Source organism: Dactylosporangium sp. CA-139066, from assembly GCF_050936175.1.
GTDB lineage: Bacteria > Actinomycetota > Actinomycetes > Mycobacteriales > Micromonosporaceae > Dactylosporangium.
In genome coordinates this window covers 7,434,406-7,460,146 of the sequence record NZ_JBNJNH010000001.1, presented here as the reverse complement: position 1 = coordinate 7,460,146, position 25,741 = coordinate 7,434,406, and the positions used below count along the sequence as shown (strand labels likewise).

At 72.7% G+C, this 25,741-nt stretch carries 25 protein-coding genes; 22 read left to right on the top strand and 3 right to left on the bottom strand.

The features are described from left to right. The first annotated feature begins 28 nt into the window (after positions 1-28). The 22 genes from ACQEVU_RS34185 (at position 29) to ACQEVU_RS34080 (ending at position 21,645) form a co-directional block, all read left to right on the top strand. Positions 29-829: a class I SAM-dependent methyltransferase gene (locus ACQEVU_RS34185; RefSeq protein ID WP_433330920.1), complete on the top strand. Its 801-nt coding sequence runs from the start codon at positions 29-31 to the stop codon at positions 827-829. A gap of 33 nt (positions 830-862) precedes the next feature. Beyond that, positions 863-1,798, top strand: coding sequence for an ABC transporter permease subunit (locus ACQEVU_RS34180; RefSeq protein WP_433330918.1), 936 nt, complete (start codon positions 863-865; stop codon positions 1,796-1,798). Further along, on the top strand, positions 1,785-2,801 hold the full coding sequence (locus ACQEVU_RS34175; RefSeq protein WP_433330916.1) for a hypothetical protein: 1,017 nt from the start codon (positions 1,785-1,787) through the stop codon (positions 2,799-2,801). The genes ACQEVU_RS34180 and ACQEVU_RS34175 overlap by 14 nt, the downstream gene beginning before the upstream one ends. A 36-nt stretch (positions 2,802-2,837) precedes the next feature. Continuing rightward, positions 2,838-3,917 carry a branched-chain amino acid ABC transporter permease gene (locus ACQEVU_RS34170; protein WP_433330914.1) on the top strand — a complete coding sequence of 360 codons (1,080 nt, stop codon included), beginning with the start codon at positions 2,838-2,840 and terminating at the stop codon, positions 3,915-3,917. After that, positions 3,914-5,506: an ATP-binding cassette domain-containing protein gene (locus ACQEVU_RS34165; protein ID WP_433330912.1), complete on the top strand. Its 1,593-nt coding sequence runs from the start codon at positions 3,914-3,916 to the stop codon at positions 5,504-5,506. Before ACQEVU_RS34170 ends, ACQEVU_RS34165 begins: the two co-directional genes overlap by 4 nt. A gap of 134 nt (positions 5,507-5,640) precedes the next feature. Then, on the top strand, positions 5,641-6,021 hold the full coding sequence (locus ACQEVU_RS34160) for a hypothetical protein (protein ID WP_433330910.1): 381 nt from the start codon (positions 5,641-5,643) through the stop codon (positions 6,019-6,021). Continuing rightward, complete coding sequence (locus tag ACQEVU_RS34155; protein ID WP_433330908.1) at positions 6,018-7,130, top strand: hypothetical protein; 1,113 nt, start codon at positions 6,018-6,020, stop codon at positions 7,128-7,130. Before ACQEVU_RS34160 ends, ACQEVU_RS34155 begins: the two co-directional genes overlap by 4 nt. A gap of 511 nt (positions 7,131-7,641) precedes the next feature. Next, positions 7,642-8,574, top strand: coding sequence for a S1 family peptidase (locus ACQEVU_RS34150; RefSeq protein WP_433330906.1), 933 nt, complete (start codon positions 7,642-7,644; stop codon positions 8,572-8,574). Positions 8,575-8,754: 180 nt separating this feature from the next. Continuing rightward, complete coding sequence (locus ACQEVU_RS34145; RefSeq protein WP_433330904.1) at positions 8,755-9,189, top strand: hypothetical protein; 435 nt, start codon at positions 8,755-8,757, stop codon at positions 9,187-9,189. A gap of 112 nt (positions 9,190-9,301) precedes the next feature. Next, positions 9,302-10,282 (top strand): hypothetical protein, encoded by a 981-nt coding sequence (locus ACQEVU_RS34140; protein WP_433330902.1) that lies wholly within the window; start codon positions 9,302-9,304, stop codon positions 10,280-10,282. A 73-nt stretch (positions 10,283-10,355) separates the two neighbouring features. Next, entirely contained in the window at positions 10,356-10,940 is a 585-nt protein-coding gene (locus ACQEVU_RS34135) for a hypothetical protein (protein ID WP_433330900.1), read from the top strand. Further along, positions 10,934-12,760 (top strand): tetratricopeptide repeat protein, encoded by a 1,827-nt coding sequence (locus ACQEVU_RS34130; RefSeq protein WP_433330898.1) that lies wholly within the window; start codon positions 10,934-10,936, stop codon positions 12,758-12,760. Before ACQEVU_RS34135 ends, ACQEVU_RS34130 begins: the two co-directional genes overlap by 7 nt. A gap of 65 nt (positions 12,761-12,825) precedes the next feature. Continuing rightward, on the top strand, positions 12,826-13,800 hold the full coding sequence (locus ACQEVU_RS34125) for a hypothetical protein (RefSeq protein WP_433330896.1): 975 nt from the start codon (positions 12,826-12,828) through the stop codon (positions 13,798-13,800). Between the two features lie 96 nt (positions 13,801-13,896). Beyond that, positions 13,897-14,724, top strand: coding sequence for a hypothetical protein (locus ACQEVU_RS34120; protein ID WP_433330894.1), 828 nt, complete (start codon positions 13,897-13,899; stop codon positions 14,722-14,724). 474 nt (positions 14,725-15,198) lie between these two features. Then, complete coding sequence (locus ACQEVU_RS34115; protein WP_433330892.1) at positions 15,199-15,483, top strand: hypothetical protein; 285 nt, start codon at positions 15,199-15,201, stop codon at positions 15,481-15,483. Positions 15,484-15,638: 155 nt separating this feature from the next. Then, on the top strand, positions 15,639-15,824 hold the full coding sequence (locus ACQEVU_RS34110) for a hypothetical protein (protein ID WP_433330890.1): 186 nt from the start codon (positions 15,639-15,641) through the stop codon (positions 15,822-15,824). Then, on the top strand, positions 15,821-16,792 hold the full coding sequence (locus ACQEVU_RS34105; RefSeq protein ID WP_433330888.1) for an SAM-dependent methyltransferase: 972 nt from the start codon (positions 15,821-15,823) through the stop codon (positions 16,790-16,792). The genes ACQEVU_RS34110 and ACQEVU_RS34105 overlap by 4 nt, the downstream gene beginning before the upstream one ends. An 83-nt stretch (positions 16,793-16,875) precedes the next feature. Beyond that, entirely contained in the window at positions 16,876-17,058 is a 183-nt protein-coding gene (locus ACQEVU_RS34100; RefSeq protein WP_433330886.1) for a hypothetical protein, read from the top strand. A 159-nt stretch (positions 17,059-17,217) separates the two neighbouring features. Continuing rightward, positions 17,218-19,572 carry a hypothetical protein gene (locus tag ACQEVU_RS34095; RefSeq protein WP_433330884.1) on the top strand — a complete coding sequence of 785 codons (2,355 nt, stop codon included), beginning with the start codon at positions 17,218-17,220 and terminating at the stop codon, positions 19,570-19,572. Between the two features lie 124 nt (positions 19,573-19,696). Beyond that, on the top strand, positions 19,697-20,536 hold the full coding sequence (locus tag ACQEVU_RS34090; RefSeq protein ID WP_433330882.1) for a hypothetical protein: 840 nt from the start codon (positions 19,697-19,699) through the stop codon (positions 20,534-20,536). Further along, positions 20,533-21,441 (top strand): endonuclease/exonuclease/phosphatase family protein, encoded by a 909-nt coding sequence (locus tag ACQEVU_RS34085; protein ID WP_433330880.1) that lies wholly within the window; start codon positions 20,533-20,535, stop codon positions 21,439-21,441. Before ACQEVU_RS34090 ends, ACQEVU_RS34085 begins: the two co-directional genes overlap by 4 nt. A gap of 6 nt (positions 21,442-21,447) precedes the next feature. After that, positions 21,448-21,645: a hypothetical protein gene (locus ACQEVU_RS34080; protein WP_433330878.1), complete on the top strand. Its 198-nt coding sequence runs from the start codon at positions 21,448-21,450 to the stop codon at positions 21,643-21,645. Positions 21,646-21,709: 64 nt separating this feature from the next. Here ACQEVU_RS34080 and ACQEVU_RS34075 read toward each other — a convergent pair whose 3' ends face one another. From ACQEVU_RS34075 to ACQEVU_RS34065, 3 genes are all read right to left on the bottom strand, one after another. Continuing rightward, on the bottom strand, positions 21,710-22,318 hold the full coding sequence (locus ACQEVU_RS34075) for a hypothetical protein (protein WP_433330876.1): 609 nt from the start codon (positions 22,316-22,318) through the stop codon (positions 21,710-21,712). A 214-nt stretch (positions 22,319-22,532) separates the two neighbouring features. Then, positions 22,533-23,570, bottom strand: a complete 1,038-nt coding sequence (locus ACQEVU_RS34070) for a S8 family serine peptidase (protein ID WP_433330874.1) — start codon at positions 23,568-23,570, stop codon at positions 22,533-22,535. Between the two features lie 624 nt (positions 23,571-24,194). Beyond that, complete coding sequence (locus ACQEVU_RS34065) at positions 24,195-25,604, bottom strand: DNA primase family protein (RefSeq protein WP_433335188.1); 1,410 nt, start codon at positions 25,602-25,604, stop codon at positions 24,195-24,197. Positions 25,605-25,741: the final 137 nt, after the last annotated feature.

Sequence of the window (25,741 nt, the reverse complement as noted above, 5' to 3'; positions counted from 1 at the left end):
GCCCCCACCCCTTGAACGGAGACCTGCGATGCCGAAACCGGCGTACATGTTCGACAACACCACCGCCCAGGCCCAGGTGCAGGTGCCGCTGCTGGCCGAGCTCCTCGACGAGCACACGTTCGGCATCCTGGCCGGCGTGGCCAAGCCGGGTGACACCTGGCTGGACCTCGGCGCGGGCGCGTGCACCGTCAGCACTGGGCTCGCCGAATGGGTCGACCCTGACGGGACGGTGACGGCGGTCGACCTCAACCCGATGCCGCCCAGCCCGGTGCGCAACAACCTCACCATCCACGCCGGTGACCTGCACGAGCTGCAGCTGCCGCCGGGCAGTCTGCAAGGCGTTCACGCCCGGCTGGTGTTCATGCATCTGCCGGACCGTCTCGAGCTGCTGCAGCAATTCGTCGAGGCGCTCGCGCCGGGCGGCTGGCTCGTCGTGTCGGACTGGGCGGTCTGGGACCGCATGATCGTGGACAGCCCCTCGGCCGACGCGACGGTGCTGCTGGGTCGGTTCCAGTCGCACCTGTTGCAGCTCGGCGAGGCCGCCGGGATGGATATCGGCTGGGCCGGGGACGCCAACGCCGCGTTCCGCCACGCCGGCCTCGTCGAGGTGCAGACCACGACGTTCGCCCGGACCTGGCACGGCGGAACTGGGATCTGCCGGCTGCACGACTCCAACTCCCGCCAGAAGGAGGCCGAGCTGATCGCCTCCGGGTTCAGCCTCGACGAGCTCGAGGCGCTGCGCGAGGTGCTCGCCGATGAGCGGCTGGTGCTGTCGGACTACCTGCTGCACACCACCGTCGGCCGCAAACCGCAGCCCGGCCAGGCATAACCGGGCTTCTGGCGCTGGCGAAGGGGCGTGAGGGTGGTGGCGTCGTATCTGCTGCTGGCCGTGGACGGGGTCGCGTCCGGGCTGCTGCTGTTCTGCGTGGCGGCGGGCCTGACCGTGCTGTTCGGCGTGTTCGGCGTGTTCAACATGGCGCATGGCACCGGCTGCCTGCTCGGCGCCTACCTCGCCGCCATCACCTTCCCCCACGGTCCGGCCGGCATGGCCGCCGGCGTCGCGGCCGCGGTCGCGGGTGGCCTGGTGTTCGGTGGGCTGCTGCAGGTCGTCCTGGCGCCGCTGCGGGACCGGCCGATGCAGCAGAGCCTGGCCACGCTCGGCATCGCCTTCATCGCCGGGGACCTGCTCACCGAACAGTTCGGGGCGCTGCCGCTGCGGGTCGAGGCCCCGGGCCGCCTCGGCCGGTCGGTCACGGTCGCCGGGCAGGTGTATCCGCTGTGGCGGCTGGTGTTCATCGCCGTCGCCCTGCTGCTGGCCGCCACGCTGTTCTGGGTGCTGGCCCGGACCCGCGCTGGGGCGATCGTACGGGCGGTCGCCGCCGACCCGGCGATGGCCGCCGCGTGCGGGATCAACCCGCGCACCGTGCGGTGGGTCGTGTTCGCGGTCGCCGGGGCGCTGACGGTCGGCATCGGCGCGCTCGGCGCCCCGATCGTCGGCGCCGCCCCAGGCGTGGACGAGCAGCTGCTGCTGCGGTCGCTGGTCGTGGTCGTCGTCGGTGGCCTCGGCTCGATCCGCGGCGCGTTCATCGCCGCGCTCGGCGTCGGCGTGCTCACCCCGTTCGCCGCGATGGTCGCCTCCGGCCTGTCCCCGATCGTGCTCACCGTGACGCTGCTGCTCGCCCTGGCCGTGCGTCGCGCCCAGCCCGGCACCACCACCGCGAACACAGCGGCCTCAACCAGTCCGCCTGTGACGACGTCCATGATCGTGCTGAAGGAGCAATCGAGTGACCCTCACTGAGCCCCCAGCTGAGTCCACGGCCCTGCTGGATGCCACCCGCAACGGTGGATCGGCGAGCCCGGCGCCGCGCTCGCGGCGTCTCGTGCCGCTCCTGGCCGCGCTGGTCGTGCTCGTCCTGGCCGGTGTGGGCGTCGGTGCCGGCGCTGTGGTGCCGCGCGAGCCCGACACCGCGCAAATGCGGTACCCGGCCGTCACGTTCCCATCGGCGGCGGTAGCCGCGCCGTGCACGAGCGGCGGCGGCCCGCCGCCCGAGGTGCCTGCGGTTGGTGGGGACGCGGCGGCGTGGCTGCGCGCGGCGGCCGCCGGGCTCGGCCCCGCCGACGCGGACACCACGACCGGCCGGTACGCCCACATCCGGCGGCATGCCTGGTACGGCGACATGGGCCCGGGCGCGGATGGGCTGGGGCACACCGAGCTGCGGGTGCAGACGGTCGAAGGCTGGTACGCCGAGGACGGCACCGGCGCCACGATCACCACAACCTACCCGCGCGGCAGCACCCAACCGGCCTCGGGCGCGGCCGGCGCCAAGGTCGAGCGGGAGGTCGCCGCCGCCGGGCACGAGCACTACCACCACCTGTACTTCCCCGGCCTGCCGAGCAGCGACCCGCAACAGCTGGCCGGCCAGCTGCACCGGATGCAACCGCCGCAGGTCGGTGAGCAGGCTTTGATCCGGGCTGTCGCCCGCCTCGTCGAGGAGTACACGCTGCCGTGCCCGGTCCGCAGCGCGGTGCTGCAGGTCCTGGCCACCAGCCGGGTGGTGTGGCGGGGGCCGGTGACCGACCGGGCCGGCCGGCCCGCGGTCGCGGTGAGCGTCGACAGCGCGGACGGCGTCGAACGCGACACCCTGCTGCTCGACCCCGGCACCGGCGTGGTCCGCGGCTACGAGGAGCTCGTCCTGCGCAACCCCGGCAAGCTGGCCGGCCCGTTCCCGCTGCTGTTCGAGGCCCTGGTCTACCTGACCACCGACTGGCAGGACGCGATCGGCCCCGCCGCCACCAGCTGACCCGGCCACGATCCCCACCGACGAGAAAGCAGCCCGATGCCGCACACGATCCGCTGGCCGAAGCCGCGATCAGCCGCTATGCCCGGCCCGGCCCGCCGCAGGGCCGCCGTCCTGGCCACAGCCGGCCTGCTCGCCGTGCTCGCCGCGCTGCCGTGGCTGGTCAACGGCTACGTGATCACCGTGGCCGCCGCCGCCCTCACCTTCGGCCTGCTCGCCCTGAGCACGCAGTGGCTGGCCGCGACCGCGGGCCTGCACACGATCGGCCAGGGCGCATACCTGGGCATCGGCGCCTACACCGCCGCCGCCTTCGCCGAGCACGTCACCACATCCGGGCCGGTGCAGCTGGCCGCCGCCGCGGCCGCCGCCGCAACCGTGGGAGCGCTGGTCGGCGGGGTCGCCGTGCGGGCCCGCGCCGTCACCTACCTGATGATCACCCTCGCCGTCGGCGAACTCGCCGGCACGGTCGCGGTCCAGGCCCGGACGGTGACCGGCGGCAGCGACGGCCTGACCGTCCCGCCGGTGGTGCCGCTGCCGGGTCTCGGGCCGGTGGTCCGCGACGGCTGGGCCTACCTATATGTGCTGGCGTGGGCGGCGCTGATTACCGCCGGGGTGGTCGTGGCGCACCGGTCCCGGTTCGGGCTGATCCTGCGCGGTATCGCCGGGCACGAGCTGCGGATGCACGCCAACGGCCATCCCGTCGCCCGGCACCTCATCGCCGCGCAGGCACTCGCGGCCGCCGTGGCCGGGGCCGCGGGCGCGCTCGTCGCCGCCGCCCACCACTTTCTGTCCCCGGCCGATCTGGGCTTCGACGTGTCCGCGCTCGCGCTCGTCGCCGCGATCGTCGGCGGCCGGTCCATCACCGCGACCCTGCTCGCCGCGATCGGCCTGATCGTGGTCCGGGACTGGGCCGCACCGGTCACCGGAGCACACGCGCCGCTGCTGCTCGGCGCGGTGTTCCTGCTCGTCGCGTTCCAACCGCTGCGCCGCGCCCACCGCCGAGCCCGGGCCTCCAGCACCGGTACCGAAGCTGCGGCGCCGCCGGACCCTGCCGATGCCACGGCGGCAGACGATCCGGCGGCGCCGCGCACCGACCCGGTCGGGGAGCCAGCCCGATGACCGGCCTGAATGCGGAAGGGCTGACCGTCCGGTACGGCAGCGTGACCGCCCTGCACGACGTCACCCTCACCGCCGGGCCGGGCTGCAGTGCGGTCATCGGCCCCAACGGCGCTGGGAAAAGCACCCTCCTGGCCCTGCTCGCCGGCACCCGCCGCCCCGACGCCGGCACGATCAGCCTCGACCAGCGGGACATCACCAGGCTGCCCGACCACCGCCGCGCCCGCCTCGGCATCGCCCGCACCTTCCAGCACCCCGCCATCGCGGCCGCGCTCACTGTCGCCGACAACCTCGCCCTCACCCACACGACCGGCCGCACGAGCGGCCGCGGTGCGCAGACGGTCGACGTGACCGGGCTCGCCGACGTGACCGGGCTCCTCGCCGCCGCGCACGTCCCGGCGGGGCTCCTGCCCTACGGCCAGCAACGCCTCCTCGAGCTGCTCATCGCCGTCGCGGCCCGGCCGCGGGTGCTGCTGCTGGACGAACCGACCGCCGGCCTCGACGCCACCGGAACCGCCGCGCTCGCCGCCCTCCTGCGCTCCCTGTCGGCCGACGTCGCGGTCGTGCTCGTCGACCACGACACCCGCTTCGTGTTTGACCTCGCCGACCACGTCACCGTCCTCGCCCACGGCACCGTCATCGCCACCGGTCCACCAGCCGCCGTCCAGGCCGATCCACAGGTCCGCCACGTCTACCTCGGCGACGCAGCAGCCGCCCGCCCGCCCGGCGACGGTGCCGGGCCGACAGCACCGGCCTCCGTCGGCGAACGGCCCGGTGCTGCCGGGGTGCTGCTGGAGGTGCGTGGCCTGTCCGTGCGTCGCGGTGCCGCCACCGTCTTGCACGACATCGACCTGACCGTGCCCGCGGGCGCGGTCACGGCCGTCGTCGGTCGCAACGGCGCCGGGAAGTCCACCCTGCTCGGCGCGATCGCCTCCGGCCAAGACCAAGTGGCTGGAACCATCACCCTGCACAGCTGGCCTGTGCACGGCGGCGACCTCGGCGTCGCCGCCGGCCCGCCGGCCCGGCTTCAGCCGGTCCAGCCCGGGCGGGCGGTCCACGAGCGGCAGCGTGCGGGGATCGGTCTCGTGCCGCAGGACCGGCGGTTGTTCGCCACGCTCACCGTTGCCGAACACCTGGCCGTCGCCGCCCGCGGCCGGCCCCGGCGGGGCTGGCGCGCCAGCATGCCCGACCGGATCGCGGCGCTGTTCCCCGAACTGGCCGGCCGGCTGCGGCACCTGCCGCACCAGCTGTCCGGCGGCGAGCAGCAGATGGTCGCCATCGCCCGGGCCCTCGTCGCAGGTCCTGACGTGCTGCTGCTCGACGAACCCGCTGAAGGGCTCGCCCCCCAGGTCATCAACCGGCTCGCCACGCTCGTGACCGGGCTCGCCGCCGACGGGTTCGGCCTCCTGCTCGCCGAGCAGCACCTCGGATTCGTCACCGCTACCGCCGATCACGTCGTCGCCCTCGACGGCGGCCGGATCGCCGACCGCCTCGACCGGGCGGCGGTGCACACCGACCCGGACCGGCTGCACCGGCTGCTGCTCGCCGCCACCACCACCCCCGGCGAGGCCGGGATGGGGGCGCGGCGATGACCCGGCAAGGACAAGTGCGGTGGCCGCTGTGGCGGCGGGTGCACTGCCTCGACTGCAGCTCCCCCCTCACCCCCGACCTGACGAGCCGAGTCCGTAGCTACACGTGCCGGTGCGAGCTGCGCCGCGACGCCACCGTGCTCGAGAACCAGGTGCTCGCCGCGTGCCGTGCGACCGAAACAGCCCGCACCGGCGGCCGCGTCCGCCCGTACGTCATCGCCGCCGCACGCGACCGGCACACCGCAGCGGACTTCACCGGGATGACGGCGCTCGTGTGGAACACGGTGAGCGCCTCGATCGAGATTGTGCAGCTGCCAGCAGCCGCCGCGCAACGTGCCGGCAGGGTGGAAGGGGATGACATGCCGATCGGCCAGTTGCTGCGTCGTTCCACGCCGGTGGAGGATCGCGTCGCAGCCTGCCGGGCCGGCCGCCGCCGAGCCGACCCGCTGGTCCAGCACACCGGCTGCTGCGGTCGCCGGCACACCATCGTCCCGCGCCCGGGCCGGGACGCAGCATGAGCGGCGAGCAGCGCGGGCCCCGCCGCGTCAGGCGGCAGCTGCGCCCCACCTCCGCCAGCACGGTGCCGGACGCGGCGATGCTGCAACGTATCGCTGACACACTGATGGACCCCAGACGGCCGCGGCCCACCACCGGCAGCGACGCGCACCACGGCGACGGCCCGGACGCGCTCATCGTGGACGGCCGGCAGGTCGGCATGGTCCGGGCGGTGCGCCGCAGCCGGCTGCTGGAAGCCGACCGCGTCGTACTCGCCGACGGCACCACCCTGGTCTGGAAGCGACTGACCGGCCCGCTGCGCGCCGAGACCGCCACTCTCACCGCGCTGCACACCGCCGCGGCGCCCGGCCCTGCCATCGCAGCGGTCGCCGGGCCGCGAACCGGCCGCGGCGCCCTCGCCGTCCCGGCGGTCGTGGCCACCGCACACGAATCCTTGGCTGATGGGCTGCTGCTGCAGGATCTCAGGCCAGCGCCCTTGCCGTTGCCCAGCGATGCCTGGCCCCGCACGGTGCACGCCATCCACACCACCCCGGCACCGGCCTGGCTGCCGGTGCTCGACGCAGCCCATCTCGCGTCGCTGCCGGCCCGGGCCCTGGCGCATCTGGACGCGTTGCGCGCCGACGGGGTGGGCCGCTGGCCGGACAGTGACCGCATCGCCGCCGACTTGGCCTACCTGCGAAGCCTCGGCCAGCACCGCAGTAGCGGCGCCGCCACCGCCCCCTACGGCCTCTGCCACACCCGCCTCGACCCCAGCGCCCTGTTCCCCACCGCGGACGGCACTGTCTATGTCCTCGGCTGGGCGTGGGCCAGCCGAGGCCCCGGCCTGCTCGACCTGCTCGGCTGCCTGCCGCTGGGCGGCGACAGCAACAGCACCGCGTTCGACGCCCACGACGAGGTTCTCGACGCCTACCTCGCCGTCGGCGGCGACCGCGCGGCCGAAGACGACCGTGGGGGGCTGCCCGCGACCCGCTGGGCGGCCGGCTGGCATCGGGTGATCCAGGCCGAACGGCTGCTGCACATCGTCGCCGGGTGGCTCGACGAACCCGACGACGCCGACGCCCAGCACGAGGTCGGCGTCCTGCTGCACGAGGCGGTCCAATGCCTGCGCTGAACCTGCCACCCGACCCGCGACGGCAGGCCACCGGGACCTGCACCCCGTCCACTCGTTCGGGGGCGAACGACTTTGCGGATGACGCCCGGCAGGTGTGTGCGGGCATCCTGCACGCGCTGCGGCAGGTCATCGATCGTACGCGCTGGTCGACGGCCTGCCGCACCGGACGCTGCTGGGCCTTGCCGCGGAGGCGACCCGCCAGCGGCAGGCCCTGCCCGGCCGCGCCGGTTGCACCGCGCAGGCACCCGCTGCAGCCATATGGGGCGGTCACGGCGACCGCGGGGACCCGGCCGCACAGATCGCACTGCTGTGTGTCGACCGCCTCCACAGACCCGCCCCACCGCACCCGCAGGCACGGGTACGCGCACCGCACCGCACCGCATCGCCACGCGGCCGTGGCCACCGCCTCGTCCCCGGCCAGCCGGTCGCTGTTCCGGCAACCCGGCGTGACCGCTCGCCGGGTCCGCACCACCCCTCGCACACACCACCACCTGCACCATGGAAGGAACCGATGAACCTCGCACCACGACGGCTGAGCTTGGCGACGACCGCGCTCGCTGTCGCCGCCACGGTCGGCGCCGTCGCGCCGGCCGTGCCCGCCGCGGCGATGGTCGGCGGCGGTGACGCCGCCGGCCCCTACGACGGGGTGGCTACCGTCCAGATTGTCTTCCCTGGCCTCGGCACCGCGCTGTGCGGCGGGACCCTGATCCGCCCGGACTGGGTCCTGACTGCTGCGCATTGCGTCAGCGACGAGGCTGTCGCGCCGGCCGCGGTCGCGGTCCCGGCCGGCAACGTCACGGTCCGGGTCGGCAGCCTCGACCGCACCAGCGGCGGGGAGGTCGCCATCGGCAAGGCGGTCTACCTGGCGCCGCAATGGGCCTGGGCGGCGAACTGGCCGGCGTCGCCGGTCGCCGACTACGCCCTCGTCGAGCTCACCCGCCCGGTGTCGACACCGCCCATGCTGCTGGACGTGCTACCGGTGCCCGAGGCCGGCGGCGTCCGGCTCGTCGGCTGGGGCCTCACCGCCTACCCGCCCACCGCGGGTCCGCCGGCGCTGCTGCAAGAGCGCGACACGGTGCGCCACCCGGCCGGCGACTGCGCCGGCGGGTTCCTCGGCCTCGGTGAGGTCTGCCTCGGCGGCGGCGCCTGCTACGGCGACTCCGGTTCCCCGAGCCTCCACCAGCTCACCATCGGACCCTCCACCGTGCCGGGCCGGCGTCCCGTATGGGCGGCGGTGGGCATCGCGAGTCGGGAGACCAGCGCGGACGGCCCGTGCACGGCGCCGACCGTCTACACGGACCTGACCTGGATGCCCGTGCGGCTCTGGGTGTGGACCACGGTCCGGGACCGCCAGCAGCAGCCATGCCTGTGCGTGCCGGCCCGGCCGCTCGACACCGCAGCACAGGACCGCATCCGCCGGCTCCGCCCAGCAATCACCCGATGACCGTCTAGCACCACCGCCCGGCCCAACCGGGCCGGGGTCAGGCCGCCCGCCTCAGCGTGCGACTGCCGTTCGTGCCCGACCAGCCGCAGGAGACCATCGATGACGCTGCAACCCGACCAGGGCCCGACTCGGGCGCACTCGCTGTCGAGGCCACACGTCGCGGCCGGACGTGACCAACGCATGGGCACGCCACGTCGATCAGCGGGTACCGCCGGTGCCGGTGGAGACGGGGCAGAGTCGATCGGCGACGGCGGGTGGCGCAGTGCGCAGCTGCAGCAACTGCGGGATCAGGTCCTGGCCGTGCTGCCAGGACCTGATCAGCCGCCCGCCTCGACGACTGACCTCGCCGCGGCGTTGCGTCTCACCCCGTACGAGCAGAGCGTGCGGCTGTGGCCTGTCCTGGACCGGCTCGTCAAGGACGGCGTCGCCGAACGGATCGTCCGCGACGGGTACAACGTCCGGTTCTGGCGCCGCGCCGCCACGACCAGCGAGCCGAACCCCGCAACCGCCGCGGCCGCGTCCGAGGGCCTGCCGGCCTCGTCCACCACGCCGGCCCCCGGCGCGGCAGCACCACACGATCAGGTCACGGCTCCGCTCGAGACCGACGCCCCATGACCCCCACACCGCTTACGCCGCCCGACCAGATCGGCATGTACGACGTCGTTGCCGGCCCCTGCGGCGCGACCCGACGCGCCAGCAGCACCGAGCCAGCATGGAGGAAGGACGCATGTTCACCGCACCGCTGAGCAGCACACTGCGGGTCCTGCCCGGCGTGGGCGAGCACGCGACGGCACTGGTCCTGCCGCTGTTGGAACCGTTCCTCGACCGCTGCCTGACGTCATTGGCCGCGCGAGCGGTCAAGATCGCCCGCCACGGCGGCCGGGATCGCCTGTACCTGGCGGTGTGCGGCTCCTGCACCAGCTGCGGCACCTACGCCAATACGGTCCGCATCGCGGCACGGACGGCCGGCATGGACCTCACGATCTTCCTGCCCACCGGCACCGATCCGGCCAGCGCCGCACCGTCCGGGCTGGCCGATCCGTCGACCAGCCCGGTAGCAGGCACGCCGGAGATGCTGGCGTACCCGGAGTCTGGCGAGACGATCGTGGCCGGCACCTACGCCGACGCCGTCGCGGCCAGCAAACGCCACGCGGCGCGGGCCGGGGGCTCCGACGTCACCCCGCCCGGCCCGCACGGCAACCACGGGCACTTCGCCGTCGCGACCCTGCTCGTCGAAGTCCTCGACACACTGCCGGGCCCGCCGGCGCAGCTGTGGATGCCGCTGGGCGACCTGTGCGTCGGCGTCGACACCGCGCTGGGGCTGCTGGGCTGGCCCACCGCCCTGACCGCCGTCACCGGACCGCCCTCCAGCGGATGGCCGACCAACCACGACCCCGGCCGCGCCGCCGGCCCAGCCGCCAGCGGCGCGCTGCCCGACCCGGCCGCCGTATTCCCGGACCTGGCCCTGCCCGCGAACGCCGTCCTGCCCCGCGGCCACCGCCACGTCGTCCGCGCCGGCACGGCACACATCGATGAGGCCCGCCACCAGCTCGCCGCGCTCGGCGTGACCGTCACGGCCCGCGCTGCGCTCGGCCTCGCCGGTCTCCTGCACCACAACCCCACTCCGGCCAGTCAAGGCGGCGGCCACGTCGTGCTCACCGTGGCATCACCCACATCACCACGAGACCAACCCGCTGACCGGCTCTGAAGACCTGGCCAGCCGACCGCGATACCAGAACCCCGTCAACTGCATCCGCACTCCAGATCTGCGAGGAACAACGATGGCCGTGAAAGTCGCCGAGGTGGTCGACGGCGAATTCCGGGAGACCGCCTGGACGCTCTACAGCGCAGCGTTCGCCGAGCTCAACGCCCTGGCTGTGCAGCGCCACCTCATGTACCGCCACGAGTTCGACGGCGTGATGGACGACCCGCGGGTCAGCAAGTACCTGTACGTGGACGACGACGGCACGATCCGCGGGCTGTCGACGTACACCAACGACCTGGACGCGGTACCGCTGATCTCACCGCCGTACTTCGAGCGGCGCTGGCCGCAGCACTACGCCGAACGGCGCATCTGGTACTGCGGGTTCGTCGCCACCCAGGCCGACGCCCGGGCGGCCACCGCATTCGGTGAGCTCGTCACCGCGATGTACCACACCGCCGCGGCGCAGGGCGCACTCATCGCGCTGGACTTCTGCACCCGCACCGACGAGGTGCGGCGCATGTCCCGCGTGGTCCGGCTCATGCTGCACCGCCTCTCCGGCGACGTGCACGCGCAGCGCATCGACGAACAGCAGTACTGGCTGTACGAGTTCCCGGCCATCGCGGGCTCGACGGCGCGAGACCGCGGCGTGTCGGCGTGCTGACCGGCCGCGCCCGACGGGTGGTGCGGCAGGGCTGGTCTGCCGAGCGGGCCGTGCGCCGGGCCCGGCAGCTGCTCGATGCGGGTCGGGCGGTCGCCGCCGCGCAGCTGCTGACCCGGACCGTCCTGGTCGGCCAGGACCCGGATACGGCCGCGCCCGGTGAGGAGCTGATCCGGGCCGCCGCGCTGTACGTGCAGGCCGGCGGCGCTAACCGGGACGGTGGCGCGCAGGCCGATCCGGTACCGCTGGCGTGGGCCGCCTATGCACACCGGGCGGCCCACCGCCTGCACACCGCCAGTCCCGTGCCGCGCCTGGTGCAGCTGGCAGCTGACACGCTCGCGCAGGCGCTGCACCGCTCGGGCTGGTTCGCCGAGGCGGCCGCAGCCCGGCGCGAGATGCCGGCGGCCGGACTCGGCGACGGTGCCGTGCAGCGGCGGCTGCGGCTGGCTGCCGACCTGTACGCCGCCGGCCGATGCGCGCAAGCGCATCAGCAGGTTGCCCTCGTTGGCAGCTGGCTGGCCGACCCGCAGGCCGTGATCCCGGCCGCGTCCGCGACGATCGCGGCGCTGTTCGCGATGCTGGAGTCCTGTCACCGGCACGACGAAGCGACCGCCGTGGCCGTCCGCCTGCACACGAAACTCCTCGCGTTTGCCGAGCGTTCGGATACGGCGGCGTGGTACCAGTTCGCGAACCTGCCCGACGGGTTCGCCGAGCACACCAGCAGCCACCACGCCGAGCAGGCGTGCGCGCGGCCCGACTGCCCGTCCACGCTCGGCGACACGGCTTTCAGCGCCCGCCTGTACGCGGCACTGCTGTCCGGCCACGACCCGGGGACGGCCAGACCCGACGGCCTGCTCCAAGCTCTGGCCCGGAGGCTCACCGCGCTGCCGGAGTCGGACCGGCAGACGGCCGCCTCCGCGGCCGGATGGGCTGGGTACCTCTGCCGCTGCGCCGTCGCCCGTGCCGCGCAGACCACCGCGACGACACCGCCCACGGCAGGCGCCGACAGCGCTGCGGCCGGCACCGGCCAGCTGAGCACGAGCGCGGGCCAGCAACGCGCGGCCCGGCAGGCGATCGCCGTACTGACCAGCACCGGAGAGGGGACCATGGCCGTGACGATCCGCGTCCGGCTGGCCGAGCACCTGCACCACGACGGCCGCTGCCAGGACGCTCTGGCCGAGGCCCGCACGGCCATGGACGAGTGGCAGGCACTGCAGCCGGGCACCGACGACCGGCACCTGATCCACCGCATCCGGGTGGCCGCGCTCTACGACGCTAGCCACCACCACGACGAAGCCCGCAAAGTTTTCGACCAGCTCGACTCGACCCTGCTACCAGACATGACCCCTATGGCTCGATGGGCCACGGTCGTCGAGGAGGCCCGGACCGCCACAGCCGCCCACGCCCGCACCCATCACCCCGATCACCCGTGCACCGACCAATGGTGCCGCCGGGCCCTGGCCTGCGCAGCCGACCTGCCGCACCAGGTCCTGCTGCGCACGCTGCTTCCGCTGTACCAGCAGGGCCGGTCCCCGCAGGTCCTGCCGGCGCTCGCCGAGCATCTGGCCGACTGGAACCCAGCGGACAGCCCGCCCGGGACCGGCCTGGCCAACCTCGCCGCCCTGTACGCGCTGACCGCGGTGACCGACCCGGCCTCGCAATCGGCAGACACCGTCCTCGGGTGGGCCCGCTACGCCTGCAGGGCAGCCAAGACACTCGAACCCGGCCAATCGCCGCTCTGGGCTACCGCCCAGGCCGCGCTGCTGCACGCGCTCCTCGTCTACGACGCCGACGACCAGCCTGCCGACGCCGTCACCACATGATCTGCCGCCGGGTCCAGCTGGCCGAGCGCCGTCAACCCCATCGTCCCGAAGGAGCCCCACCGCTCATGACCATGTCCCGCACACGCCGGTGGCTCGCCCCGGCTGCGGCTGCCGCCCTCGTCATCGCGCTCCTGACCACTGGGGTCGCCCTGCACCGGCAGGCCGCCCACACCGGCCCCACACCGCAGGCGGCCAACCGGACCCAACCGGCCGGGACACCAGCGTCGAGCCCGCCGACGGACTCCGCCGGCCCGTCAGCGGCGGCGCCGGTCGCGGACCCGCGGAGGTTTTTGACCGGGTGGGCCGATCGGCTCCAGGCTGCGTCCACCGACGGGCAGCACGGCGCCTATGAATACATCGCCGCCCGTTCGGCCGAGCGTGATGGCGAGCTCACCCCGACCGGGCCCGCCGGACCGCTCGTACACCGGCTGCTGACCACGTGGACGAAGCCGAGCCATGGCCGGGCGATGCTGCACATGCTCGCCGGCGCCGAGCCGGCCTGTCCCGCCTTGTCCGACCAGACCTGGGACGAACCCGGCCGCTGGGACGGCGCGCTCGGCACCGACCCGGCGGCGGAACTGCACCGCCTCGCCAGCACGGGCACGGCGCTGGCCACCCGCACCAACCCCTACGGCATCGACCTGTTCGGCCAAATCGGCGAGGAGGCCATCAACCGGATCCTGTCCCGCACGGCGCGCGCCGCGCTCCTGCGGATGCTCGCGGACCAGCCCGACATCGAGGTTCGGAACGCCGTCCAGGACCCGCTCGGCCGGCCCGGCATCGCGGCCAGCACGGTCCTGCTGACCCCGCTCGGCCCGAACCTGCTGCGCCGCACCCTCATCTTCGACCCCGACACCGGCGAACTCCTCGCCACGCAACGGCAGTTCCAGACCACCACCGGCGTCAGCGGCGGGCCGGCGTCGGACCCGACGGCCGCCCCCGATGAGGGACTGCTGTTCCTGGCCCGGGCCTACACCGCCGACACGCACACCCCCGAACCGCCGTGCACCGCCCCGGCCCCACCCGCATCGGCCGCCTGACGGCGCACACCTCGACCTGCGCCGTCCCGTCCGGACCCGGCGATGTCCCGCACCGCGCCAGTCACCACGCGAGAGCTCGAACCCGAAGAGGACGTGATGAGGTTCCACAGCTGGGCGTTGATCAACCAGCTCAGCACCCGCGTTGCTGAGATGCGCCGGCCGGCACACGCGCCGGACGACGACGATGACGACCTGGGCGACGCCGTCGCCGCAGCCATCGCCGCTTGCATCGACGAGGCCATGCACCTGCTGACGCGTGATCCCGCCGTGGCAGGCGACGATCCGCAGGTCGTGCGCCTGGCGGTGCGGCTCGGCCGGGCCTACCTGCTCGGGCAGTACGGCTCCGCGGGCCACCCACCGGCCCTCGCCCCGGTCCTGGCCTGGGCCGGCTGGGCCGTCGCGGCCAGCGAACGGCTGTACGGGCCCGGCAGCACCGCCGCACTCGACGCGGCGTGCATCGTCGTGCAGCTCCTGCGCCGCAGCCGTCGGTTCGCTGAGGCCGCCGCGATGCACCGGGGCATCATGGCAGGCAAGCTCGGCGGCCCCGGCCTGCGCAGCACCGCACGGGATGTGCTTACGTACGCGGATCTGCTTCAGGACGCCGGTCGATGCGCGCAGGCCGCCGACCAGCTGGACGGATTTGCGCGCCGGTGGCAGCTGCAAGCGTGCAGACCCCGCGCCGATCGGCTGCACGTCGCCATGTCACTGGCCGTCCGGCACGCCGTGTGCGGCCGCGCCGACACCGCCCTGCAGCACCTCGCCGCCGCGGCGCCGTACCGGCCCAAAAACCCCGACCGTGACTACGTCGAGGTCCAGGTCTACTACGGCATGCTCGTCGACAACCGCCGCGATGCCCACCGCACCAGCTGCACCTCACCTGGCGCCGACCACAACTTCGACCTCACAGCGGCGATGCGCCGATGAGCCGGCTCCATCGGTCGCAGCCCGTCGTGAACGCCACCAGCACCGGCACCATCGGCCGTGATGTTTGCGGGGGTGATCGTTCGTGCAGAACAGGCCACCCGGCCCGGCCGCACCTAGGCAGCCATGATGTATGCCGCCGACCCGCTCTCCGCGCAGATGCGCCGCCTCGATCCGGCCCCCCATCCGCCGGACCCACAGCCGATCCACGCCGCGGTGCTCTTCGAGCACCTGCTCGCCGCCGCATCTGCGCTTGGCATGCGCGACGGCCGGAACCGGCCGTGCCGCCGCCAGGGCCAGTGTCCGCTACCGGCAGCACGGCCGACGCCGCGCTGGACGATGCCGCGGACCAGGCAGTACACGACATGGCGAAGCTGGCCAACGACGAACCGTATCGTCCCGACCAGGGGACCGGCGATGTGCTGTTCGGCGTCCTGGCACGGGAGCGTGACCAGGATTCGGCACAGGCGAGGCCGCATGACGTTGGTCGCCGCCCAGGTCGCCTGGCTCCGGTACACCGCCCGGGCCAGCCGAACGCTCCACAGGCCGCACCACGACGCCAACGTTGCGGCCGCGGCGATGCTCCTCACAACGCTGGTCCTTCGCTCCTCCCATTGCGCGGAGCTCCCCCTGCGCCAGTACCTGCACTGGGCGCACCAGCAACGCAGCAACCAGGCCGGACACACCGCGACGCTCACCAGTCTCACGCAGCGTCTGGATCGCAGTCATCACTTCGGCACCGGCAGCGACCAGCACAGATAACGCATGCCGCTGCCGGCCGAAACGGTCGCGTTTCGGAGGCTGACGCTGGCCGCCACTCGAAGGAGCCGTCGTCCATGTGCCCCTCTATGGTCAGCGTCCTGAACCTGTCCGCTGCCACAGATCCGCCTCACACGGCCAGACACCGGGTTGCCGGCATGAGCCGACACTGGATCAACTTGGCCCGCGCCGCCGAGTTCCCGCGGGCCGTCGCTCCGCCGTGGCTCGACCGGCCACTACCGCCGTTCGTAGCCGGGCCGTGGGTCACCTACTGCACCGTCCTCCACCATCAGGCACGCCGCCGTCGTCCCGGCGACACCGTCTCGACGCGGGGCCTGGCGTGAGTGACCGTGCACCGGCGGCCGGGATGGGGCCGTGGTTCAGTGACGACCCGATGGTGAGCGTGCCGACCGCCGCCGGAGCCCTCAACGCGATCTACGGCGGGTTCTGCAACACCACCGAGTCGCGGCAGCTGGCGCAGGACCTCGAAGTAATGTGGCCGCCGTTGCGGACGCACGCCTTCGCAGGCCGGGCCGTGCTCTCGCGCATGGTGCGCTATCTGCTTGCTGCCGGGATCGAGCAGTTCATCGACGTCGGTGGTGGTGTGGCCCAGTATGGCGCCACCCACGAGATCATCGCCGACGAGTCCACCGCGCTCCGCTTTCCCAGCCACACCCCGAACCGCGACGACAGGCTGCACCGGCAAGCTCGACTCGTCTATGTCGACATCGACCCGGTCACCACTGACGTGAACCGCCGCCACATCTGCGACCTGCCGTGGGCAACCGCTGTCGTCGGTGACCTGCTGCACCCGTGGACATTCCTGAATCATCCCACGGTCAACGACCTGCTCGACCTCGGCCGGCCGGTCGGTGTGCTCCTGCTCGGTGTGCTGCACCATCTCCCCGGACCCAGCCCGGCGCACGCCATTCGCACCATCGCCGATGCGCTCACGATAGGCAGCCACCTCGCCGTGTCCCACCTCGCCGTCGACCCTGACCCGCGCGGTGCCGCCGCCCAGCGGAACGCCGCAGACCTGTTCGCGCGCACCCCGACCCCCCTGCACCTGCGCCACCCACACGCCATCGCCGAGCTCCTGCACGACCCGCGCCTGCCGGGCATGCATCTCGTCGAACCCGGCCTCGTCCCCGCCCACCACTGGCACCCGGACCCGGACCCCGACGAACCGCCCACGCCCGCACCACACCTGCTCGCCGCTGTCGCCCACCTGTGCCCGGTACCGGCCCAGCCCGGCGGCCGCTGGGGCTGCACCACCGTCCGCCGCACGGCGACGGCTGGCGGGAGCAAGTGAGCGGGACGGCGCCGGGTCACATCTACCGCCCCGGGGCAGCTGGATGCGGGCTATGGCCGAGCGACAGTAACCTGGTATCAACCTTGCTCGATGTCACCGCCGTCCAGGTCCTGACCGTGCCGGATCTGGACTGGACCGTCAGGGCGCACCCTCGGATCACCACCGGCCCGTCCGGCCCCAGCGCCAGCGCGATCGCGGCAGCCTGCGCGGCGGCCGGCACACCGATCCCAGCTCGGGCCATCACCATCACCCGCCCGGCGCCCTGACCCCGGCTCGCTCATGACCGACCGTGTCCGACCGTCCAGCCATCGAAAGGCCGTCATGCCCGCTCACCCGACGCCCACCGCCCCCATCCAGCATCGACCGGTCGCCGACCGCCAGGACCCGGCGGCAGCCACCCTGTGCGGGCCGGAAGGGGTGTGCTGATGGGCCGCGCCCGGCGCCCGGTGCGGTTACGGATGACCGGCCGCCGCGCGCTGGTCCGGGCCGAGCGCCTGCTCGAGGACGGCCACGCCGCCGAGGCCGCCCAGCTGATGGTGAAGACCTATCTGCGGCACCAGCACCCGCAGACCGCGGTAGCGGACGAGGACCTCGTCGACGCGGTCCGCTGGTATGTCCGGGCGGTCGACGGCGACCCTGCCGCGATCCCGGACCCCTTGGCGTGGGCCCGCTGGGCCTACACCGCCGCCTTCCAGTTGCACGCGGCCGGCGCTGGCCTGGACGTGGTGCAAGTTGGTGTGGACACGCTCACCCATGCGCTGCTGCGGGCCGGCCAGGCGGAGGAAGCCCTGGCCGTGCGGCGTGCGGCGATGGAGATCGCCGCTGAGCGCGGCGAAGCCACCGGCACCCGGCAGCGGCACGTCTGTCTGGCCTCGGAGCTGCTTGCTGCCGGCCGGTGCGCCGAAGCCGCCGACGAGGGTCTGGCCGCGGTCGAGCCGATCTTCGAGCTCGGTCTAGCAGCCACGGCGGAGGACATCGCGGCCGTGGTCGGGATCTTCATGGGGCTGGAGTCCTGCCACCGCCACGACGCCGCCGCCGCGCTCGCGGCCCGGCTCGGCTCGCACCCGGCCGGGTTGGCGTACGTGGCGCTGGTGGCGCTCGATGCGGACACCGGCGACCTGCTCAACGTGCTGTCCCCGGCCTTGCAGGCGCACAGCCGGGAGCACCACGCCGATGCACCGTGTGCCCGGCTGGACTGCCCCCTCGTCCACGACGGCGCGGTCGGCGCCAGATTCTTCAGGGCGATCCTGTCCGGCCATGACCCCGGCACGGCACCGGCCGGTATCGGCCTGATCCGGGTCGCGACCCGGTTCGTGCTGTTCCCCGATGCCGACCAGCAGGAGGCCGTAGACGCCGCCGCGTGGGCCGCCTACGCGCACCGCTCGACCCTGGCCACACCGGACGCGAGCGTCGATCAGATCAGGGCCGCGACCAGGCTTGCCCTGCACGTCGCGGACCGGCAGGGCAACCGCCAGGCCGGGATCGACACCTGCCGCGCCACCCTCGCCGCGCTCACCGGACGCGCCGGGGTCGGGGATGTGGTCGCCGCCCGGCTGCAGCTGGCGGAACGGCTGTACCGCGCCGGGTTCTGCGACGACGCGCTCACCGAGGCCGCTGCCGGCATCGTCGCCTACGAGGCGATCAGTACCGGCCGCGATGTCACCGGCGTCACTCATTTCCTGACCGTGGCCTCGATGTTCGACGGCTGCCACCGCCACACCGACATCCACATCCTCGGCCTCAGCTCCCCGTTCGACGGCGCCTACTTCAACGACCAGCACAAGATCCTGGCCGGCTGGCTCGTGGCATTCGAGGAGTCGCGGCTGGCGATGCTCGAGCACACCCGCACGTTCCACCCGACCGCGTCCTGCACCGACGAGGCATGCGCGGCGAACCTGGCCGCCGCGGCCGACATCCCCCACCAGCGCGCCCTGCGCCACATCATGCACCTCTACGAGCAGCACCAGATCGACGACGCGATAGCCGCCGTCCGGCACCACCTCGCCCTGCACGACCCCGCCACCAGCCCGCCGTCCGAGGGCCTCGCCCAAGTCGCCCTCTGTCATCTCACCAACGCCGTCGAACATGTTCCGGACGATCGCGACGAGTCCGTCCTGCCGTGGGGACGCTACGCCCGACGCGCCGCCGACGCCCTCGACCCCGAGCGCGGCACCGGCTGGGCCACGCACAGCGCCATGTTCGTGCGCGCGGCGACGCACTACGGCGCGCACACCGAGGCGATCGAAGCTGCCGCCGAGGTCAGCGCCCACTGCATCGGCTCCGGTGACATCCCCGCCGCGATCAGCGCCCAGTTCGAGCTCGCCGCCGCGCTGCACGCCGCCGGGCACTGCGCCGAAGCCCGCGATCAGGCCACCGCTGCCTGGCACGACGCCCTGGAACACCTCGACCCGGCCGACCCGCAGCAGCGGCTCACCGGGCTGCTCGCGGGCACCGACCTGATGCACCTGCTCGGCGACTGCCACCACCACGAGGAAGCCGTCGCCGTCATGGCACGGGCCGCCACCACCTACGGCACCCGCGACACGACTACCGAAGTCAAAGCCGCCGGCACGGAGGAACGCGAACAGCGGTGGCAGCGCGCCAACCGCGGCTTCATCCACCGCAGCGACCGCCACCGCACCGCCTTCCACGCCACCGACCCCTGCCTCGACGAGCACGAACACGTCGACGCCCCCGTCACGTTGGCCCTGCACGGCATCCCTGCCCACAACGCCGTCACTCCGTTCCTCGCCGCCGTCCTCGCCGGCGGCAACCGATGATCTCACCGGTTTCCGTGACCACCGCCGGCAGCAACAGGATGCTGACCTGCCCGTTTCCCCGGCTGCCCGCCTGCGTGCACGCCGCCAGCCGACCCCATCCCTCGCGTCCAGGAGGACCCACCACATGACGGCCGAGTACGTACAACTGGTCAACCAGCGCCGGGAGGTGCAGACCTCGATCCGGACCTTCAGACACCCGGTCACGGACCGCACGGTCACCGTGATCGGCACCTTCCACCTCGGTGAGCCCCGGTACTTCGTGGGGCTTCGCGAGGCGATCGACAAGCTCGAAGCCAACGGCGCCGTCGTCCACTGCGAAGGCTCCCGCCTGCTGCCCTGCGACGACACCACCGCGACCGACGACGAGCGCCAGCTGCTCGCCCAGTTGCAGACCGCCGACGTCGCGCAGGATCAGCGAGTCGCCGCGCTCGGCTGGGTCGGCCAGGTCGACGGCCTGGAATATCCCCCGACCTGGCAGATCGTCGACCTCGACTACCTGGCGATCATCCGGCGTCTCGGCCCGCCGCTCGCCCGCACGGTCGCGAGCGACAAGCTCCGCCGGTTCGGCGGACCCGCCGACAACCCCAACGGCCTCAACCTCATGCGGCTTGGCATCGCAGTGCTCATGGCGACCATGTCCCAGGACCGCAGCGTCATTCAGGTCGCCGGCCGCCCCGATCCCGAGTTCGATGTTCTGATCAAAGCCCGCAACGACGGTGCGCTGCACGGTGTTGCCAGCACCGATCAGGACACCGTGCTGATCTGGGGCCTGGCGCACCTGCCCGGCATCGACGCCGGACTCGTCGAGCAGGGTTTCCTGCGCCACGGCGAACCCGAATGGCACACCGTCGCCCGGCGGCCCACGATCCCGCACGCCCTCTGGCGGCTCGTCACCCGCCGTGCGGCACCCGCAGCAGCGCACCCGACGACGGCGTCCCGCAACCGACGGGGAACCGGTTCGTGATCACCGTCGTATTGTTCAACTTCGAGGCGGGCGGCTACCGCAACGGTGCGTTCGACATGCAGCCCCTGCGCAACGCGTTCGCGGTCCTCGAGGCCCGCCCGGCAGTCGTCCTGCTCTGTGAGGCCAAGTACTACCGGCGAAACGAGTACGAAGGGCTACGCCTGGCCGAGCAGGCCCTCACCGAGGCCCTCGACGCCCCGTACACGGGGCTGCTCGGCGTCCACCAGCACGGGCCAATCCCGCCGGCCATCTTCTACAACACCGACCTGGTCACGAACCTGGCCTGGCCCGGCGACGACCCGCACGACCCCGACGTCTTCGCCGACCAGCGCAACGTCGGCCGGTTCCGCGCCAACGCCACCGGCGTCGAGTTCGGCGCCTGGGTCGCGCACTTCAACGCCCGCAGCGGCGCCGCTCGGCTGGAAGAGGCGAAACTCCTCGACCGCTACGGCAAAGACCCGCTCCCGTTTGTCGGGGGAGGCGACCTGAACTCGACCGCCAGTGGCGGGCATTTTCCGCAACGCGACTGGCAGGCCGCGAACCACCACATCCGCACCCACAAAGGTAAGTGGGTCGACGACGGCACCCCCGAAGGGAACTGGGAAGCCGACACCGACGCGCTCGACCACCTCATCGGCACATGGGACCCGACCACTCGGCGCCGGCGCGAAGGCTCGGGCTACCACGCCATCGCCGAACTCGCCTGGCGCGACAACCCCGACCTCGTCATCGCGCCCAGCATCATCGACAAACCCGGTGAAGGCGGCCCCGACCTCATCGACTACCTGCTGGTCAACGACGCCATGCGCCCCCGCGTCGTCGCCAGCAGCTACCAGGTCCACATCCCCGCCGGGCCGCCGTTCCCATCCGACCACCACCTCATCACCGCCGAGATCAACATCTAGAGCCCCATGACCAAGGACACCAACGTGACCACGACCACACCCATCCCCGGCCGTCGGCACGGCACCGAGACACGCCACCTGCTCAGACGCAGACCCCCATCCACGCAACACACCACCCGCGGCAACCTCCACGACGACCACGCGTCCGGCGATGCCCCCACCGGGGCGTTCCCGGGCATCAGCGTCGCGGAACGGGAGCCGTAGCCGGCAGCGGCACCGTTGCCGCTGGAGGTGAGCGGTCGGGGCGACGATGGCGCTCCGACTGCCATCAGACTGCCGCATCGTGATGCCTGGGACCTCGCAAGACGAGATAAGCGAGGTAGAACGCATACAGGAGCATGCCGAGCACGACGACGAACGCGGCGGCTGCGGCCACCGTCGAATACCGGTGGAACAGCTGCTCCAGATTGCTGCGGGTCGCCGCCCGGCTCGCAGACGATGGAGTGCCGGCGGCATCCGCAGCCGTGTACCAGGTGAGCTGCAGGGCGAGGAACATCACGGCGAAGCCGGACAGCCTCCGCCAGTGCGTCCGGGCTGCGATGGTGTGCAGCCGATGTGTGAACAGCGTCCAACTGCCGCGGGTGACAACAACGCGCCACGGCCTGGCGGGTGCGGGTGTGCCGGATCCGAGCATGCCGGCGGCGAGACGCCGTTCGTACCATGCGGTGACGGTGCGGTGCGCGGCTGTCCCTGTTGACCAGCCGAGTCCGAGCACCGCGACCACGACCGTCACCGAAGTCAGGTAGTCGACGACGGCAGCGAGCAGGGACCCGTGCTCTGGTTCGGTGTCCGGCAGCAGGAACAGCAGGGCACGTGCGACGATGGCGACGCCGAGGACGATCATGCTGCGCACTCGCAGCCACTGCGACATGGACATCGGCATTCAGGGTAGCTCCTCACACTGGTCGGGCGGCCGCTCGATTACGTGCCAGCAGCGGTCGATCGATACCGGGCAGGTCGGCGGCTCGCGGCATCCTGACATCGCCCAGCGGCCCCGTGCGGGACAAGACGTCGGCACCGCTGTGCGACGGGCCCGCTCGCCCTTGCCGCGATCTGTGGCGGCGTGACACGACGTCGTCGTGCGGCGCCGGTCAGGTGCGGCGTCGCCGGACGCCAACAGCTCCGGCGACACCGGCCAGCATCAGCACCAAGCAGCCACCCGCGGCTACGATCAAGAACCCGGCGGACACGCCGCTGCCGTCGCGACCCGATCCTGAATCCAGAGTTGGCGACGCCGTGGGCAGCAGCGGGTTGGTGCCGGTTGTGGAGACGTCGGCGGTGAGGGCATTGATCAGGTTGAGCCGGCCATAGCCGTAGTCCGGGTCCCGGCCGGGTGGGCCGGCATCCTCGGCGGTGCTGATCAGCCGTTGGATGACGCCCGCGGCCGGCAGGTTCGGGTACCTTGCGCGGATCAGGGCGGCGGCGCCGGACACGACCGCGGCGGCGTTGCTGGTGCCGTTGGAGGTGAGGTAGTAGCCGGGCACCCGGCCGCCGCCCTCGGCGCAGACGGCCGGGATGTCGACACCGGGCGCGGTGAGGACGACTTCGGGGCCGCCGATCGCGCCGTCCCAGACGATGCCGGTGCGGTCGACGGCCGACACGGCGATGACGCCGGGGAACGCTGCCGGTTCGATGACCCCACTGCCCGGCGCGAACTGCGAGACGTTGCCGCTGCCGGCGACGACGACGACGTCGTGGTCGAGGGCGTAGCGGACGGCGGCCTGACCGCCCGGTTCGAGTTTGCCGCCTTCGCTGATGTTGATGACGGTGGCGCCGTGGTCGACGGCCCAGCGGATGCCGTTGGGGATGTTGGTCCGGCCGAGGCTCTTGCCGCCGTTCCCGGTCCGCACGGAGAGGATCTTTGCTCGGGGTGCGATGCCGAGGAGGTGGTCATCGGTGCCGCCGTTGGCGGCGATGATGCCGGCCATGGCGCTGCCGTGTCCGTTGCCGTCGACGCGGCTGTTGTTGTTGCCCGGTACGTAGGAGATGCCGTCGAGGACGCGGCCGTCGAGGTCGGGGTGCGGGCCGACACCGGAGTCGAGGACCCCGACGATCACCCCCTCGCCGGTGGACAGGCGGTGCGCGGCGGCGATGTCGAGTGTCTGCAGGTACCACTGCCGATCGCGCATGGTTGTCTGCGCCGCTGCGGGTGTTCCGGCGACCGGCACCGCGGCAATCAGCGTTGCCGCTAGGAGCAGAGCTTTTCGCGACACGCGCATCCGATCTTCCTCTCGACGTCGATGGCCGGCGTCATCGGTGGCCGCGGTTACAGCGGCGTCAGCGACATGGCCCGTCTGCCCTACTTGGGCAGGCGATTCGACCCTGCCTGTCGGGTGGGCCAGCCGGAACGTGCGACGACGTGTGGGGGCGTGTCACGTGTGGCGACCGCGGCGGAAGGGCTGATCATGGCCCTCGGTCGGCACAACGGCAGATGTCCAGGCTGAAGGCTGGCTCCGGCAAGCGGGGCCAACGGTCGAGGAAGGGGGCCTCCTCCCGACATCGACTTGAGCGAGGTCGATGTCGTTCACCGGCGGCAGGGTGCTACCGGCGCCGGATGGCCTCGAGAACCGAACGGAGGACGCGGCTTTCACCCTAGGTGGCGACGCCGCGGGCGTGGCGCAGGCGTCGGTCGACGGTGGCCGGGTTCAATGTCCAGGTCCCCGGTTGTCCACGCTTTGGCCGGCACCCGACACGTGGTGCATCCTCCGCGGGAACAACTCGGGAGGTGGTGCGGTCAAGCGTAGAGAAGGTAATCAGAACATCGGTTCGCGGCTTTGCTCGGGTTGCCGTTGCTGGGTCTCAGGGCGCAAGGTGATTCCTTTGTACCGGCGTACGCCCTTGGCCCCGCGGCCGGACATGACACCGAGCCGGTGCAGCCGCTGGGTGAACACCTTCGGGGTGACCGGTGCGTCGTCATTCTCGGCGCACCACAGCTCATACGCACTGCGCAGCGTGCCGGTGGCCACCTGCACGGCGGGCTGGTCCACGGCCAGCGCGCAGCAGTCGGCGACGAATCCTGCGACGCTGTCCTGCTCTCTGGCGTAGGCGGCGGTCGCGGCCCGGACCGTGTCCGGCTCGCCGGTCCCGTCACGCAGGTACGCGACCGCGCCTTGCACGACCCACGCCAGGACGGCCGGTGCTTCCTCCTGCAGCCGCTCGGGCAGATGCGGATCTTGCCGGTCCTCTGGCACAGACCGGGAGAACGGCACCAGCCGCAGGCGCCGCCAGAACGCGGGCCCGCCGGCGCTTGCCGCGGGGCGGTGATTGCCAAGCAGAAATAAGGAGTGGGAGGGCCGGAACGAGAACCAGTTTCCGTGCATGAACCGCGCGGGGATGATGTCAGGACTGGTGAGTAGTTTGACCCGGGCTTCGGCGAAGCGCTGTCCCTCGTCGAGTTCGGAGCACACGACGAGCCGTGCACCGGCCAGCTGCGCCAGTTCGGTGGGGTGGTCGGCATGCTGGCGTTGGAGCAGCAGGTCCGAGGATGCCGCGATCGCGTACCCGGTCTTGTCGATGCCGAGGGTGTACATGATTGCGCCGAACAGCGTCGACTTGCCGTCGGCGCCGTCGCCGTGCGCGAACGGCAGGATCTGCTCCAGCACGGTCCCGATCGCAGCGGCACCGACCAGCCGCTGCACATACGTGCGCACGCCGACGTCGTCGCCGAAGGTGTCGTCGAGGAACCGATCGAACACCTCACCGCGGCGGTCGAAGTCGGGACCGACCGTCGTGCTGCGCGTGTGCAGGTGCGTGCGATCCGCCGGGCGGAGAAGGCCGGTGCGCAGGTCGACGATCCCGGCCGGCGTGTTCAGCTCGTACGGGCGCGCATCGAGCTCGTCGAGACCCACCGTGACGGCGGGGGAGGTGCGGGCGAGCCGGGTGACGCCCGCAACACCGGCCGCCGAGAGCGCCTTGCTGTGGAACCGGCGCCAGCGGCCGGACTTCGGCAACTGCCTGGCCAGCTTCAGCACGTACTGCCAGTGCAGGTCCGCCTCGTCCCACACCCACCGATACTGCGCCCATCGCAGCCACCGGCCGGAGGGCGGGCAGTACCGCAGTTCCCTGCCATATTCTGCAAGGAGCGCCTGTGCCAGTCCGTCCTCGGTCGGCCCCCAGCCGGCGGGGGCAACGGCCGTGCTCGTGTCCTCGTCGCCATCAGGCAACGCCGCGCTCCTCCCCGTGGTCCGCAACCACCCAACCGTGTAGCCCTGCCAAGGACTGCGTCACGGCTGACCGGCTGATCCGGGGCCGGCACGAGCGGGCGGGACGTACGTGAACGGCCGGTAACCGACGTGCGAGT